This is a genomic window from Stenotrophomonas sp. INTA L402-1 (assembly GCF_059295135.1).
Map to the genome: position 1 here is coordinate 31,611 of NZ_JCAFWP010000020.1, position 13,954 is coordinate 45,564.

Genomic DNA, 13,954 nt, shown 5'->3' on the forward strand with positions numbered 1-13,954 from the left:
AACGTGTCGTCCCGGCGGGGCCGTGACACTGCGTTGCGGCGTTCTGCGTGGTTGCTGCTGGCGATGTTGCAGTGCATTGGCTAACGTACGCGCTTCACCGCCCCCGGAGCCTGCCATGCCGCTGTCCAACCGCCGTCTTCTGGCGAGGGACACCGCGTGAGCGCGGTGAAGGGCAAGGGGCCGTTGCGTGGGCTGACGGCAGCACTGCGTGAGTCGCCGGCGCTGTGGTGGTCGTTCCTGTACTTCTTCTGCCTGCTCAGTGGCTACTACGTGCTGCGCCCGGTGCGGGAGGCGATGGCCGCCTCGGCCGACCTGGAAACGGTGTTCCCGCCGATGCTGATCGCCTGGTTCGCCAGCCATGGCATCGCGCTGAAGGATTTCGTCCTGCAGTTCCTGTTCTCCTGCGTGTTCGTGATCATGCTGGTGCTGCAGCCGGTGTACGGCTGGCTGGTCAGCCGCTTCCCACGGCGGGTGTTCCTGCCGGCGGTGTATGGGTTCTTCATCGTCACCTTGCTGGGTTTCTACGTACTGTTCGACAGCAACGTGCCGGGGCGCGGCATGGCCTTCTTCCTCTGGGTGATGGTGTTCAACCTGTTCGCGGTGGCGGTGTTCTGGAGCTTCATGGCCGACGTGTTCTCCAACGCGCAGGCGCGGGCGTATTACGGCTACATCGGCGCGGCTGGCACCATCGGCGCGTTCCTGGGCCCGCTTATCACCAGCGCGCTGGCACAGCGTGTGGGCATCGCCAACCTGATGCTGGTGTCTGCGGGTTTCCTGATTGTCTGCTTGCTATGCATCTGGCGGTTGCGGCATTGGGCGGTGCTGCGCGAACGCGAGCAGCAGCTGGTCTCGGGCGAGAAGCCGATGGGCGGCAGCGTGCTTGACGGCCTGAAGCTGATCGCACGCGAGCCGCTGCTGCGCTGGCTGGCCGTGCTGGTGGTGTTCGGCGTGGGCGTGGGCACCCTGCTGTACAACCAGCAGGCCAGCATCGTGCGCGCGGCCTTCAACGACCCGGCTGCCAGCACCGCCTTCTTCTCGCGCATCGACCTGGCGGTGAACGCGCTGACGCTTCTGTTGCAGTTGAGTCTGACTCGCTGGCTGTTGTCGCGCCACGGCATAGCCCCGGCCCTGCTGATTCCCGCGTTCGCCATCCTGATCGGCTTCTCGGTGCTGGCCGCATCGCCGCTGCCGATGATGGTGGCGGTGGTGCAGGTGCTGACCCGCGCCAGTGAATTCTCGCTCTTCAAGCCGGCACGCGAAACCATCTACACCCGGGTGGACCGCCAATGGCGCTACAAGGCCGGTGCGGCCATCGACACGGTGGTCTACCGTGGTGCCGACCTGAGCTTCACCTGGGTGCACAAGGGCTTGTCGCTGTTTGGTTCACATGTAGTGTTCATCGGTGGCGTGGTGGCTGCCGCGTGCATGACCGCTGCCGCATTCGGTGTGCTGCGCGAAGAAAAGAAGCTGCCGCGCGACCGCTGATCCCGTCCAGTCATTTCGAGGAGAGAAACGATGTCGCTGATCGCGCTGCTGCTGACCGTGCTGGTCGCGGTGCTGCACCTGTACTTCCTGGTGCTGGAAATGTTCCTGTGGACGCGCCCGCTGGGCCTGAAGACCTTCCGCAACACGCCCGAGAAGGCAGAGACCACGCGCGTGCTGGCGGCCAACCAGGGCCTGTACAACGGCTTCCTGGCGGCGGGCATCGTGGTGGGGCTGGTGATCGATCAGCCGGTGCTGGTGACGTTCTCGCTGGCCTGCGTGGTGGTGGCCGGGTGCTATGGCGCGTACAGCGTGAGCCGGCGCATTTTCATGATCCAGGCCGTACCGGCCATTCTGGCGCTGGTGTCGCGAGCGCTCTGACGTGGGCGCGTGCTGGCAGGCGCCGCCGCTCAGCGGCTGATGGCGCGCATGAAGCCCAGCCACATTGGCACGGCATGCAGCGCCGCACCCAGCACGAACAGGCCCGTCAGCAGGTGTATGCGCCAGTCGTTGATGCGCAGGAAGACGAATTGTTCAAGCGCGCGGCCCACCCAGAACACCGCCATGAAACCCAGCAGGACCAACCCCAGACGAGTGTCGACCAGGTCCGGGGCAAAGATCAGCGCGATCAGCCCCATTCCCAGGAACACATAGATCACGCGCAGATTGAGGATCTGCATGATCGCGCGGTTGACCGTGCCGAGCTGGGCGAGCTCGCGTTTCCAGCCGAACAGCCGCCAGAACGCCAGATGGAAGGCGGCAAACCCCAGGCTGTGAATGCCTGCCAGGCGCACAAGCAGTTCAGCGGTCGTCATGGTTGATCAGCCTGTGCGCGGAGGGCGCGGCGATACCCACATTGCGATGGTCGCATGGAACACCTCGGTCCCTGCCGCATCGGTCACACTGACCTTCACGGGCAGGTCGTAGCCGTCCGCAGCACTGACGATGGACAACATGGGCGTCGCCACGGCCTTCAACGTGCCCAAGGCCTTGGCCTGGTATTTCACTTCCATGCCCTTGGGGATCCAGCGCATGTCTGGCGGCAGGCTGGCGTCCACCATCACCCCGCCGACCAGCTCGGCCAGGTTGCACATCGCGATCGCATGTACCGTGCCAATGTGGTTGTTGATGCGGCGGTGCTGGCGGATCACGCCTTCGCAGCGGCCTGGCTCCAGTGCGGTGATGGTGGGCGCGATGCTGGCGAAGTAGGGCGCCTTGAAGCACACCGCGCGTGAGAACAGCCAGTTGCCGGCAGGCCAGCGCTGCAGGCGGTGGTAAAGCGAGAGCAGGGGCGTGGACATGGTTGATGTTCCGGTCGGCGGATAAAGCGACGGCGGGCCGAGGCCCGCCGTCGTGGCAACGCGTGTCGCGGGCGATCAGGCCGCCTGCGAATGCGGGTCCTTGTGCTGGCGGTCGTAGTAGCTGGCCGCGCGCAGTTCGTGGGTGTCGAAGTCGTCCACGGTGATGGTGTCCAGGGTCAGCGTACGCAGTTCTTCCAGCAGGCTGCGCTCGTCCTGGGTGATCACGCCTTCGGCCACGGCCTCGTCCAGCTGGCTCTTGAAGTCCAGCGCTTCGATGCCCTTGCTCTTCAGCGCCTTCAGGAACTTGCGCTCCACCGGCTCGGCCATGATCGCCTTGCTCAGGTAGCTGTTGATACGACCGCCCGGGTTGTTCTCGCACGGGGTCAGGAACACGCCGCTGGCCAGACGGTCGCGGGCTTCGTTCGGCGCCATCAGCAGAGCGGCAACACGGCGGCTCAGGCGGTCGCCGGGGGCCTCGGCACGACGGCCCAGCGGGAAGATCAACGCCCACATCAGCCAACCGATCGGACGGATCGGGAAGTTGCGCAGCGCGGCCGACAGCGATTCTTCGATCTTGTGCACGCTGTCATGGAAGGCCCAGGCCAGCAGCGGCTGGTCGGCCTGCGGTGCGCCTTCGTCGTGGTAGCGCTTGAGCATGGCGCTGGTCATGTAGACGTGGCTCAGCACATCGCCCAGGCGGCCGGACAGCGATTCCTTGAACTTCAGCTTGCCGCCGAGGGTCATCATCGAGATGTCGGCCATCAGCGCCAGGTTGGCCGAGTAACGGTCCAGCTTGCGGAAGTAGCGGCGGGTGTAGGCGTCACCCGGGGCAGCACCGAAGCGTGCACCGGTCAGGCCGAACCAGAACGAACGCACGGCATTGGAGAGGCCATAGCGGATGTGGCCGAACAGGCTGCGATCGAACTCCTGCAGACCGGCACGGGTATCCGGATCCTGCGCAGCCTTCATTTCCTTCAGCACCCACGGGTGGCAGAGGATCGCACCCTGGCCGAAGATCAGCAGGCTGCGGGTCATGATGTTGGCGCCTTCCACGGTGATCGCGATCGGCGCGGCCTGCCAGCTGCGGCCGGCGAAGTTGCGCGGCCCCAGGATGATGCCCTTGCCGCCGATCACGTCCATCATGTCCGAGATCACTTCGCGGCTCATGTTGGTGCAGTGGTACTTGGCGATCGCCGACGGCACCGACGGCACGTCACCACGGTCAACCGCCGCCGCAGTGGCCTGCGACAGTGCGCTGATCTTGTACGCCTTGCCGCCGATGCGGGCCAGCGCTTCTTCCACGCCTTCGAAGCGGCCGACCGACAGGCCAAACTGCTTGCGGATGCGTGCATAGGCGCCGGTCACGGCGGCACCGGCCTTGGCACCACCACTGGCGGTGGACGGCAGGGTGATCGAGCGGCCCACGGCCAGGCACTCGTTGAGCATGTTCCAGCCCTTGCCGGCCATGGCAGCGCCACCGATCAGCTGGGTCAGCGGAATGAACACGTCCTTGCCGCGGATCGGACCGTTCTGGAACGTCGAGTTCAGCGGGAAGTGGCGGCGGCCGATTTCAACACCGGCGGTGTCGCGCGGCAGCAGGCCCAGGGTGATGCCGATGTCGCGGGTATCGCCGATGAGGCCATCCGGATCGTACATGCGGAAGGCCAGGCCGATCAGCGAGGCAACCGGGGCCAGGGTGATGTAGCGCTTGTCGAAGGTCAGCTTGACGCCGAGCACCTGCTCGCCGTTCCACTCGCCCTTGCAGACGATGCCGTAGTCCGGAATCGAGGTGGCGTCGGAGCCGGCGAACGGACCGGTCAGGCCGAAGCACGGCACTTCGCGGCCATCGGCCAGGCGCGGCAGATACTGGTCCTTCTGTTCCTGGGTGCCGTAATGCACCAGCAGTTCACCCGGGCCCAGCGAGTTGGGCACGCCGACGGTGGAGCTGACCACCGAAGACACCGACGCCAGCTTCTGGATCACCTTGTGGTGGGCCAGCGCAGAGAAGCCCAGGCCGCCGTACTCCTTCGGGATGATCATGCCGAAGAACTTGTTCTTCTTGATGAAGGCCCACAGTTCCGGCGGCAGGTCGGCGTGGACGTGGGTGATTTCCCAGTCGTTGACCATGGCGCACAGCTCTTCCACCGGGCCATCGAGGAAGGCCTGTTCTTCGGCGGTCAGCTGCGGCTTGGGATAGTTGAGCAGGATGTTCCAGTCCGGATCACCGGTGAACAGTTCACCCTCGAAACCGACCGAGCCGGTTTCCAGCGCGATGCGCTCGGTCTGCGACAGTGGCGGCAGCACCTTGCGGAACACCTTCATCATCGGGCCGGTCAGCAGCGGCTTGCGGATGAACGGCAGCAGCAGCGGCACGGCGATGACGGCCAATACAGCGGCTGCGACGATCGTGGCGGTCTGGTTGACGTAGGGAATGAACCAGCAGGCGGCCAGCAGGGCCACGCTGATCAGCGTCCAGGTAACCAGCCGCATGCGGTGGTAGGCGACGAACGCGCCTGCCAGCAGCAGGGCGAGGAAGGGAAGAACGATGCTCATGAGCGTGCTCCGGTGACGTGCTCGTTTGTGGCGGACGAAGCCGCAGCGTCTGCTGCGGGCAACACGTCCAGATAGTCCAACACAGTAGCGGTAAAGGCGTCGTTGTCATCCCCGGCGACCATGTGCGTGGCCTGCGGCAGCTGTACATGACGCGCGTGCGGCGCCAACGCCAGGAATTCGGCCACGGTCTGCGGCGTGACCAGGTCGCTGCGACCGCCGCTGACCAGCAGCAGCGGGCACTTCACCTGGCGCGCGGCTTCGGCCAGTGCGTCCTGGTGCTGTTCGCTGTCGCGGGCCAGTTCGGCCACCAGGCGCGGATCCCAGTGCCAGCGCCAGCGGCCGTGACCGTCTTCGCGCAGCAGCGCGCGCAGCGACTGCTCGGATTTGCGCGGACGGTGCGGCATGTAGGCCGAGATCACGTCGGCGGCCTGGCTCAGCGAGGCGAAGCCGTCGGGATGGGCGGTCATGAAGGCGAGGATGCGCTCGACACCGGCGGTATCCCAGCGCGGGGTGATGTCGACCAGCACCATCGCCGAGAACAGGCCCGGCCAGCGCGACTCGGCCAGCAGGCCGAACAGGCCCCCCATCGAGGCCGCAACCAGCACCGGCGGGCGCGGCTGTTCACCGGCCAGCACGATCAGGTCATCGGCGAACTGTTCGCCGTGATAGGGCAGGTCGGCGGCATTCCAGTCCGAATCGCCGTGACCACGTGCGTCATAAGCCAGCGTCTGCAGGCCGGCTGCAGACAGGGCACGCGCGGTGGCATTCCAGGCGTGACGGGTCTGGCCGAAACCGTGCGCGAACAGCACCCGGCCACGACGACCGTGGTCGCTGGCAGTGGCGGCGAGGCGGGCACCATGGGCCGCCTCCAGGTGCAGGTCATGGAACGCAGCGGGAGTAGGGGACGTAACCATACTTGCTAGTATGGATCGCTTGTGAGGGAAGTCAATACTGCATCGTATGGTGCGGTGCGGCAGCCCTGCGGGAGAGCCCTTTGACGGTTTCGCCCGCAACGGCGTACTGCAACGAACCCCGGCGTATGGTTAAATCAGCCCATGAATCAACCTGACGCTTCCGCCGGCGAACCGCGCGCCGGCCGCAACAGCCGCCTGAGTGCCGAAGACTGGGCCCAGGCGGCCCTCGACCTGATTGCTGAACAAGGCGTAGGCGCCGTTGCGGTGGAACCGCTGGCGCGGCGCCTCGGCGTGACCAAGGGCAGTTTCTATTGGCATTTCCCCTCGCGTGACGCCTTGCTGCAGGCCGCGCTGGAACGCTGGGAACTGTTCGAACAGGAACAGGTGTTCGGCAGCCTGGAAGACGTACCGGACCCGCGCGTGCGCCTGCGCCAGCTGTTCCAGATGGTGGCGCATGAAGTGCAACCGCACATCATCTACAGCGAGCTGCTGAAGGCATTGGACCATCCGATGGTGCGTCCGGTGATCGACCGCGTGTCGCAGCGCCGCCTCGACTATCTGATCGCCTCGTTCCGCCAGGCAGGGCTCAGCTCGACCGATGCGCGCCACCGCGCACGCTTGGCCTACGCCGCCTATGTCGGCTTCCTGCAGCTGTCGCTGCAGCTGCAGCAGCCCAAGCAGGCGCGCGAGGATTTCGAGGCCTATGTCGAGCATCTCATCGAGACGCTGATCCCCAACGGCTGAAGCTGCGCACCTGCACCAACAGGCAGTAACGCGCCGCCCTGCTTGACAGCAATTGCTGGATGAGGGAACGTTCAGGATGCCTTCATGGATCTCGGGCGAGGACAGGGATGTTCCACAGAATCAATCAGGAGGCGCTGCCGGCCTTCCAGTCGTTGCCCGGCACCTTGGCATACGCAGAGATACAGCGGCGCCTTGAGGCCTTCCGGATCGCTTTGAATGCACCTCGGATGCGCTTGTCCGCACATCCGTTGTTGTTTGATCTCAAGGGCTACGAGGAATTGGTTGACGGCCTGAAGCTGGTTGCTTCCGGACTGCAGCGCGTAGTCGACGAAGCATTGCACCGACATGCGCGTAGTGACCTTCTGCAGCTGATGGGGGTCGACCCTGCATGGGCGCCTCTGGTGGACTGGGACCAGCTTCGTAGCGGCCAGCATCGGGTGATGCGTGCCGATCTGTTGCCTTGCGCCGATGGCATGCGGATATGCGAGCTCAATTTCTCCGCAGCGGTGGGTGGCTTCGAATTGTTCGAGCACTATCGAGCGTTCGCTGACGTGCTTGGCTGGGACGCAGAGGGTGGCCAGGCGGTACCGGTAAACAACCTTGCCAACATGTACGCGCGAAGCATTGTGCGTGAGGGCTACCTGAGTCTCCATCTGCTCGACTGGAGCACGCATTCGGCGATGGGTTATCCCAGTGGCGATCTCAGCCGGCGATGGCTGCGGCAGTGCCTGCCTGGACTGGACATTTCGGTTCACGATGAACGTAGTTGGCGCGATGCGCGACGTTCAGGCATGGATATGACCAGGGTGCTGGTCCATCGTCGCTTTACCTATGACGACGTGCTTTCTGATCACGAGGTGTACCTGGACATCCTCGACAGCGGTGCGAGATTCTCCAATGGCCTTGAAGCCGAGCTGCTGATGAGCAAGGCATGGCTGGCATTGCTGTGGGATGAAGGCTACAGGCAGGTGCTGACTCCAATGGAATGGGGAGCGGTGCAGCGCTGGGTGGTGCCTACTCGTTTTGTCACTGCCGAGGATGTCAGCGCATTGAACGAATCCGACAGCAACGTCGTGTTCAAGAAAAAGTATGGCTACGGAGGGCAGGATGTCGTTCCCTCCGGTAGCGCCGCCGCTGCCATGTTGGCGCGGCGATTGAGCGCATCTGGAGCAGGCGATTGGGTCCAGCAGCCGATGCTCGATGTTCCCGAGCTGGTCCATCTGGACGACCGCGACCTTGGCCTGGCGCCCCATCGCACAGTGGTGGGCGTGTACTTGCATGAGGGGGCTGCCAGCGGTTGCGTCGTGCGATCAGCGGTTGGCAATCGGGTCGTCAATGCCAGCAGCGGCGCCAGCATCGGCTGGGCACCGGTACTGACCGCCGATGAGCGCGGTGCATTCCTGGAGAGATTTTCTGCCTTGGCTTGATTGATTGCTTTTCCAAACGAAAGGAGAACGCTGCATGAGTACGGTATTGGAAGCCTCTGGACTTTCCCGCTATGCGGATGAGTTGAAAACGACCGGCAGTACGTTGATCCCGATGGGCGTTGTGTTTGATGCTTCGACATTGAAGGAGCTTGAAAGGCTCCAGTCATTGCTGCCTGAAGAAGCCGTGACGCAGGGCGACGCGGGCGACACGCACGATATCTACGTGCGTCGCATCATGGTTGATCGGCAGGGTGAGGTTCCGCAGGTGGTCAATCGCCCGCACTCAGATCAGATTCTGGACATTCTCAACCGGGAGGAGTGCCGCGATGCACTTGCAGAGCTGTTCCAGTCAAGGGATGCCTTTCATATCCGCCGCGCACAGATGAACCGCATGACGGCGGGTTCCTTCATCGGCCTGCATCTGGATGCTGCCAGCAATCCGGACTATGACTACTCGATGATCATCCAGTTGGGGCGCGACTTCGCAGGTGGTGATTTCGTTGTCCATGACGACGCCGGTACACGCCATGCCTATGCGGCGACCTACGGAACGGTCTTGCTTACGACCTGCAAATTGCGCCACGAAGTCGCACGGGTGACGGCCGGCGAGCGCAACGCGCTGGTCTATTTCTATTCGCGGCACGATGGCGCCAACCGTCGGCAGGATGCCTGACGTTACGCGGCTTCTGGCGTCGGTTGCCGCCGCCACAGGAAGCACATCATGATGTGAGCGTCGTGAGTCTTGAGGGGCGTGTGAGCACTGCGAACGGAGTGCCCTCAAAATCCATTTCCTCGACGATGCTGTAGCCGACGGCGTTGGCCAACGCCAGCGCCGATCGGTTGCGGAGGTCGGTAATCGCTGAAGTGGCTTCGATCCGGGCGACGCGATCCATCCATTCCAGCACGCCGTCAGTAGCTTCCTGGGCGATGCCGCGTCCCCAGCCACGACGGGACAGCGTGCAGCCGAACTCAGGCAGGCCGGCGGCCTCTCCGGGCAGGTCACGCAGGGTAAGGGCGAAGCCCAGCTCTCCGTAGAATCTATCATTGTCGCGATGGCGGATGGTCCAGTAACCGTATCCGAGCATTGCCCAGTGGCCTGCATATCGCAGTATGCGAAGCCAGGTCTCGTGCCGGCTGAAAGGATGGTCGCGGATCATGCGCAGAACCGCCGGGTCTGACCACATGCTGGCGCATTCATCGAGGTCATCCCGGCAGTGGGGCTGCAGAATGAGGCGTTCCGTAACTATTCGACGTTCCATGTGAATTGCTCCAGCGAATGGGGGGGATTTGTTCACGGCGATGCTGGCAGCAGGTCGAATGCCAGACTGATGCGCGGCCGCGTTCCGTGGTAAGGCGTTGTGTGATGGAGGAACCAGGAGGGAAAAATCAGCATTTCGCCGCTGCGAGCCACATGACGATGAGCATGCGGTTCGCCTGCTGTGTCGATGTCCCTGGGGGCGTGGCCAAACACGAGATCGCCGTCTCCCTCTGCAGAGTTGCCGGCATCGAGGTAAAGCACCCCGCTGATGCGTCCGGCAGGATGCAGGTGTGGATCCTGGTGTCCTCCATCGCCATGCAGCACCGTTGCCCAGGCCTGCAGCGTCCATCGTGAGGGCAGGCTCAGTCGCCAGGCGTCGGTGGGGGCGTCGGACAGGCTGCCGTGCAACTGCAGCAGATGATCGTGGAGTGCGTTGCTCACCTGCTGGCCGAACCCGTGGAATGGACTTGGCGGTGCCAGGTCGAGCATCGCGCTTTGAAGGCCGCCAAGAGTGGTTTTGCCCGCAGGCTCCCAGCGCAATGACGGCAACTGCAGCACTGCGTCGATCAACGCATCGGTGTCCAGATCAGTCCTGATCCGCCGTAGCAGGAGCGGGTAGTCCATCAACATGCGGGCTTCCGGTAGCTTCAGGGCGCATGCGGACAGATAGCGCCCGGCCCAGCAGCGCTGATCGTCGGGATGTTCTGAAAGAAGGGTCAGAAAACGTGCGTGGGCCGACGCCGCATCACCGCCGCGCAGCAGCGCCGTGGCCTGGTCTGCGACCAGATCGATGTTACCGGGAGAAACCTGCGCAAGCCGTTGGAACAGATCCAGTGCCAGGGCATGCTGACCGGCTCCGCTGAGGGCGTTGGCCAGGCTGTGCTGGATGCGAGCGTCAGCAGGCGACTGAGTTGCAGCCCGTTGCAGCCAAGGCAATGCAACCGCGTGGTTGCCGCGCCGCAACAGAATAACACCGATGTTGGCGACAGCCGACGTTTCATCTGGCGCGATCTTCACGATGCGCTGGAAGTCTTCCTCTGCTGCGGTGAGATCGTCATCACGGGCCAGCAGCGCTGCGCGACGTCGCAGTGCTGGCAGAAAGCGCGGCTCAAGGCTGATTACCCGATCAAGCTGTTGCTTCGCTCGTTTCCAGTCGCCGATTTCGATCAGAAGCAGAGCCAGCTGGAATGCCAGTCTGGGATGGGTTTGCGCAAGCTGGTCATCCTGCAGGCGGAGCAGCGCGCGGTCCTTCTCGCCGGATAGAAACAACATGGCGATCTCACGCTCAAGTCCCACATCAGGGATATGGTCCAGTGTCTCCATGGGTGTTCACTCCCCCAGCAGGCCTTGATAAAGCGCTTGAAGATCGGTAGCCGCTCGTGCTGCCGAATGCAACGCGCTGTCTTTGTTTCGGACGGTGACCCGCTGGCGGAGTTCTGCGAGCACAGCCGGGTTGCGGAGCAGCGTCACGGCGCGCTTCACATAATCATGCCGTCCGTTGCAGATCAGGTCAGGCATTCCCAGCTGCCTGTTCACACTGCTCCCCAGCCGTGCAAGCGGTAGCTCCCCGGGGCAGGTCAGCAGTGGCAACCCTGCCAATGCTGCATCAATCGCGGTCGCACCGGCCTGGTAGTTGAATGCATCAAGGAACAGATCGCATGATGCCATACAGTCCAGGTATTGCTCGGCCGGCATCGGTGATAGCAGGCGAAGTCGGTCGCGTTCACCCCCGAGAAGGTCCCACGACTGCAGAAAACCGCGGTGTGCCTGTGGTGCCAAGCAGACCAGCAAGAGCGCATCGGGTACCTCGCGCAGGATTTGCGTCCAGCATTGCAGCAGCGACCTGCTCAGTTTGTGGCTGCTGTTGAAGCTGGCTGCTACCGGTGATGCGTGGGGGAGCTTCCAGCGCGCACGGTCTCGCCCAGGCGGAGAGCGGGGCTCTGCTGCGGGAAATACGCTGCCAGCCAGGCGAAGTACCCGGTCGGAGAATGGCCACGGGGTGTCCGCCGGTGCCAGGCTGTGGTCGAGGATGACGCCATCAAGCCACGGCGATTGTTGTCCGGAGAGGTAGCCCAGCCATCCCAGTTGCATGCGCGCCGGTCGATACGCCAGGGCTCCGGACCGACTTCCGTACGTTGGGCCATTGAGATCTATGAGAATATCCAGATCCGCTTCGTGCAGGCGCCTCGCCAGTTCAGCGTCGCTCAGTGCGCCAACGTGCTCGATGTGTTCTGCGTCGTTGATGGACGCCGGCTGGCGGCCGGAATCGTACACATGCACTTCGAAGCGGCTTCGATCATGGGCTGCGAAGAATCCGTGCAACAGGGTGCCCACGGTGTGGTGGCGCAGGTCATTGGAAAGGTAGCCGATTCTTGGACGGCCGCCCCGACGGGTAGCCGCCCGTACCAACGGTTGCCGGCCTGCCTGGATCGATTCGGCCGCATGATCCAGCAGCTGCCGGTGCAGGTCGTTGCTCAATGGCAGCGTCGCGAAGGTGAATGGTTGCGGTATGTCGTCGGCTGTGGGCGCGGCCACACGCAACTGTGCGATGAGCCGCGCAACGATCCGGTCCATCGCATCGAATTCGCACAGCTGTGCATGGACATGCGCGAGCCAGCACATTACGTCCACACGTGCTGGCTGCAGCGTGTGAAGCTGCGCCAGTGCGTCACGTGCGGATTCCCATCGGCCGAGGTGCTGAAGGCACTGAGCGATGTTGATGAGCTCCATGGGAAGTTGGGCGGCTACAACTTCATAACTGGTGATCGCCTCCTCGTACCTGTCCGCTTCCTGCAGGGCGAGACCCAGCAGGTGATGGGCCTCAAGAAGGGTGGGATCCAGGGCGAGCGCGCGTTGCAGGCTGCCGACAGCAGCCATTTGTTGGCCTGTGCGTTGCTGCAGGTCACCAAGCAGCATCCATTGCCACGCTTGTGGCTCTGCCGTCGTGATCGCCTGGCGTGCGGGTTCAAGCGCCTCTTCTGCACGATGGCTGTCGCGCAGACAGATCGCAAGAGGGGCGCGTGCCGGTTGCCAGGCGATGGATGCGGGATGGATCTGCTGGAACAGTACTGTGGCCTCTTCTGCGTGGCCGAGTTGCATCATGCAAAGCGCTGTGTCGTAGCGAAGAACATCGTCAGTCGGATCCAGCAGCAGTGCTTGCTTGTAGTGTGGGAGGGCGTCATCCAGCCGAGCCGCATGGTGATACCGGCGCGCCTCTGCGGCCTCATTCACGCACTGCCTCCAGGGCCCAGCCCATGTTCACCCCGCGATACATCAGAGGTTCAAATCCTGAATGCATGCCATGGGCATGCAATGCTTCCGCCAGACACTTCATCTCGTCCTCGCTTCGGGTCGCCCGCATGAGCTCCTGCAGGCGGGCGGCTTCCTCTGCAAGCACGGCACGACCACTCTGAAGGCGCCGCAGCGCGGTCGATGGATCCTGCGCGGCGGGGCCCAACGCGTCTTGCAGAATGCCTACGCTCCTGCCCAGGACCGGCAGATCCCGCTCCGCCAGGGTACGCTCGACAAGTGCGCCTGCTGCCTCGTTGAAGGCTAGGCGGGATCGCTCCGCAGCTTCGTTCCCCGAAAGGGAGGAGGGGCCGCGGGCCTTGGCCAAGTGCAGTTCCTTGATCACCTGTTCAGCCCGATCGAAGATGCCATCGTTCCGAAGTACATCGGTGATGGCCTGGGCTTGGCGCGCTGAGATGCGCGCGATTTCGCTGTTCGTGCTGTGCAGGATCCACGCGATTCGCCCTCCCGGCCCGATCAACCGGGAAAACTCCTGAAGTGCTGGGCCCTGCGCTGCATATTCGAATGCATACTGAGATGCCAGAAGGTCTACGCTACCGTCTGCCAGTGGAATGGCGTGCATCGGCGTACGAGGCAGGAAGGTGATTTCGGAGAAAAGCTCCGTGCCATTGGCGACATTCGAGCGAGGGTCGACATCGGCCAGGTCGGTGCCCACCACTTGAAGATCGGGGCGGAACCGATGGATCAAGAGGGCGATGGCGCCGTTGCCGGTGCCCACGTCCAGCACCCGCGCGCCTTGTGGTAGAACCGCGGCGTTGCGCTCCCAGAAGAGACGCAGCTCGCCATCGTAGTTTCCTTCGATGCCGTGACTGCACGAATGAAGCACGCCGGTGCGCCAGAGCTGGGTCCAGTGCGCTGCCTGCGAGAGGGAGGGGGGATCTGCGCTCATTGTGGCGCTTCCGTCATGCATTGTCGGCGGGGCCCGGTGCACAGGTTATGCCCCTCATGGGGAGTTGACGCAGTTGC

The 13,954-nt window shown here is 63.7% G+C and carries 13 protein-coding genes; 5 read left to right on the top strand and 8 right to left on the bottom strand.

The window, feature by feature from the left end; genetic code table 11:
• Positions 1–156: 156 nt before the first annotated feature.
• Positions 157–1,485 (top strand): NTP/NDP exchange transporter, encoded by a 1,329-nt coding sequence (locus tag AC5O77_RS12850; protein ID WP_478058427.1) that lies wholly within the window; start codon positions 157–159, stop codon positions 1,483–1,485.
• A 30-nt stretch (positions 1,486–1,515) separates the two neighbouring features.
• On the top strand, positions 1,516–1,863 hold the full coding sequence (locus AC5O77_RS12855; RefSeq protein WP_285303389.1) for a DUF1304 domain-containing protein: 348 nt from the start codon (positions 1,516–1,518) through the stop codon (positions 1,861–1,863).
• A 29-nt stretch (positions 1,864–1,892) separates the two neighbouring features.
• Here the strand turns inward: AC5O77_RS12855 and AC5O77_RS12860 are convergent, their stop codons facing one another.
• From AC5O77_RS12860 to AC5O77_RS12875, 4 genes are all read right to left on the bottom strand, one after another.
• Positions 1,893–2,297: a hypothetical protein gene (locus AC5O77_RS12860; protein WP_132810635.1), complete on the bottom strand. Its 405-nt coding sequence runs from the start codon at positions 2,295–2,297 to the stop codon at positions 1,893–1,895.
• Positions 2,298–2,303: 6 nt separating this feature from the next.
• Positions 2,304–2,783, bottom strand: coding sequence for a hotdog fold domain-containing protein (locus tag AC5O77_RS12865; RefSeq protein WP_032130063.1), 480 nt, complete (start codon positions 2,781–2,783; stop codon positions 2,304–2,306).
• Between the two features lie 75 nt (positions 2,784–2,858).
• The gene (locus AC5O77_RS12870) at positions 2,859–5,336 is read right to left on the bottom strand and encodes an acyl-CoA dehydrogenase (protein WP_071228206.1); all 2,478 of its coding nucleotides are present in this window, start codon (positions 5,334–5,336) and stop codon (positions 2,859–2,861) included.
• On the bottom strand, positions 5,333–6,250 hold the full coding sequence (locus AC5O77_RS12875; protein WP_032130065.1) for an alpha/beta fold hydrolase: 918 nt from the start codon (positions 6,248–6,250) through the stop codon (positions 5,333–5,335). The genes AC5O77_RS12870 and AC5O77_RS12875 overlap by 4 nt, the downstream gene beginning before the upstream one ends.
• 141 nt (positions 6,251–6,391) lie before the next feature.
• Between AC5O77_RS12875 and AC5O77_RS12880 the strand changes: the two genes are divergently transcribed.
• The 3 genes from AC5O77_RS12880 to AC5O77_RS12890 all read left to right on the top strand — a co-directional run bounded on the left by AC5O77_RS12880 (position 6,392) and on the right by AC5O77_RS12890 (position 9,094).
• Complete coding sequence (locus AC5O77_RS12880; RefSeq protein ID WP_006464233.1) at positions 6,392–6,994, top strand: TetR/AcrR family transcriptional regulator; 603 nt, start codon at positions 6,392–6,394, stop codon at positions 6,992–6,994.
• Positions 6,995–7,101: 107 nt separating this feature from the next.
• Complete coding sequence (locus AC5O77_RS12885; protein WP_478058432.1) at positions 7,102–8,421, top strand: hypothetical protein; 1,320 nt, start codon at positions 7,102–7,104, stop codon at positions 8,419–8,421.
• A 34-nt stretch (positions 8,422–8,455) separates the two neighbouring features.
• Complete coding sequence (locus tag AC5O77_RS12890) at positions 8,456–9,094, top strand: 2OG-Fe(II) oxygenase family protein (RefSeq protein WP_478058434.1); 639 nt, start codon at positions 8,456–8,458, stop codon at positions 9,092–9,094.
• A gap of 46 nt (positions 9,095–9,140) precedes the next feature.
• Here the strand turns inward: AC5O77_RS12890 and AC5O77_RS12895 are convergent, their stop codons facing one another.
• Genes AC5O77_RS12895 through AC5O77_RS12910 form a run of 4 tightly spaced genes read right to left on the bottom strand, consistent with a single transcriptional unit; the run spans position 9,141 to position 13,877 of the window.
• The gene (locus AC5O77_RS12895) at positions 9,141–9,680 is read right to left on the bottom strand and encodes a GNAT family N-acetyltransferase (protein ID WP_478058436.1); all 540 of its coding nucleotides are present in this window, start codon (positions 9,678–9,680) and stop codon (positions 9,141–9,143) included.
• A gap of 32 nt (positions 9,681–9,712) precedes the next feature.
• The gene (locus AC5O77_RS12900) at positions 9,713–11,002 is read right to left on the bottom strand and encodes a putative 2OG-Fe(II) oxygenase (protein ID WP_478058438.1); all 1,290 of its coding nucleotides are present in this window, start codon (positions 11,000–11,002) and stop codon (positions 9,713–9,715) included.
• 6 nt (positions 11,003–11,008) lie between these two features.
• Positions 11,009–12,910 carry an O-linked N-acetylglucosamine transferase, SPINDLY family protein gene (locus AC5O77_RS12905; RefSeq protein WP_478058440.1) on the bottom strand — a complete coding sequence of 634 codons (1,902 nt, stop codon included), beginning with the start codon at positions 12,908–12,910 and terminating at the stop codon, positions 11,009–11,011.
• Positions 12,903–13,877, bottom strand: coding sequence for a class I SAM-dependent methyltransferase (locus AC5O77_RS12910; RefSeq protein ID WP_478058442.1), 975 nt, complete (start codon positions 13,875–13,877; stop codon positions 12,903–12,905). Before AC5O77_RS12910 ends, AC5O77_RS12905 begins: the two co-directional genes overlap by 8 nt.
• Between the last annotated feature and the right edge of the window lie 77 nt (positions 13,878–13,954).

What these genes read in the sequence shown, in the direction of transcription:
- AC5O77_RS12855 (WP_285303389.1), top strand. Translation starts at nt 1,516, where the DNA reads ATGTCGCTGATCGCGCTGCTGCTGACCGTGCTGGTCGCGGTGCTGCAC.
- AC5O77_RS12860 (WP_132810635.1), bottom strand. Translation starts at nt 2,297, where the DNA reads ATGACGACCGCTGAACTGCTTGTGCGCCTGGCAGGCATTCACAGCCTG.
- AC5O77_RS12865 (WP_032130063.1), bottom strand. Translation starts at nt 2,783, where the DNA reads ATGTCCACGCCCCTGCTCTCGCTTTACCACCGCCTGCAGCGCTGGCCT.
- AC5O77_RS12870 (WP_071228206.1), bottom strand. Translation starts at nt 5,336, where the DNA reads ATGAGCATCGTTCTTCCCTTCCTCGCCCTGCTGCTGGCAGGCGCGTTC.
- AC5O77_RS12875 (WP_032130065.1), bottom strand. Translation starts at nt 6,250, where the DNA reads ATGGTTACGTCCCCTACTCCCGCTGCGTTCCATGACCTGCACCTGGAG.
- AC5O77_RS12880 (WP_006464233.1), top strand. Translation starts at nt 6,392, where the DNA reads ATGAATCAACCTGACGCTTCCGCCGGCGAACCGCGCGCCGGCCGCAAC.
- AC5O77_RS12885 (WP_478058432.1), top strand. Translation starts at nt 7,102, where the DNA reads ATGTTCCACAGAATCAATCAGGAGGCGCTGCCGGCCTTCCAGTCGTTG.
- AC5O77_RS12890 (WP_478058434.1), top strand. Translation starts at nt 8,456, where the DNA reads ATGAGTACGGTATTGGAAGCCTCTGGACTTTCCCGCTATGCGGATGAG.
- AC5O77_RS12895 (WP_478058436.1), bottom strand. Translation starts at nt 9,680, where the DNA reads ATGGAACGTCGAATAGTTACGGAACGCCTCATTCTGCAGCCCCACTGC.
- AC5O77_RS12900 (WP_478058438.1), bottom strand. Translation starts at nt 11,002, where the DNA reads ATGGAGACACTGGACCATATCCCTGATGTGGGACTTGAGCGTGAGATC.
- AC5O77_RS12910 (WP_478058442.1), bottom strand. Translation starts at nt 13,877, where the DNA reads ATGAGCGCAGATCCCCCCTCCCTCTCGCAGGCAGCGCACTGGACCCAG.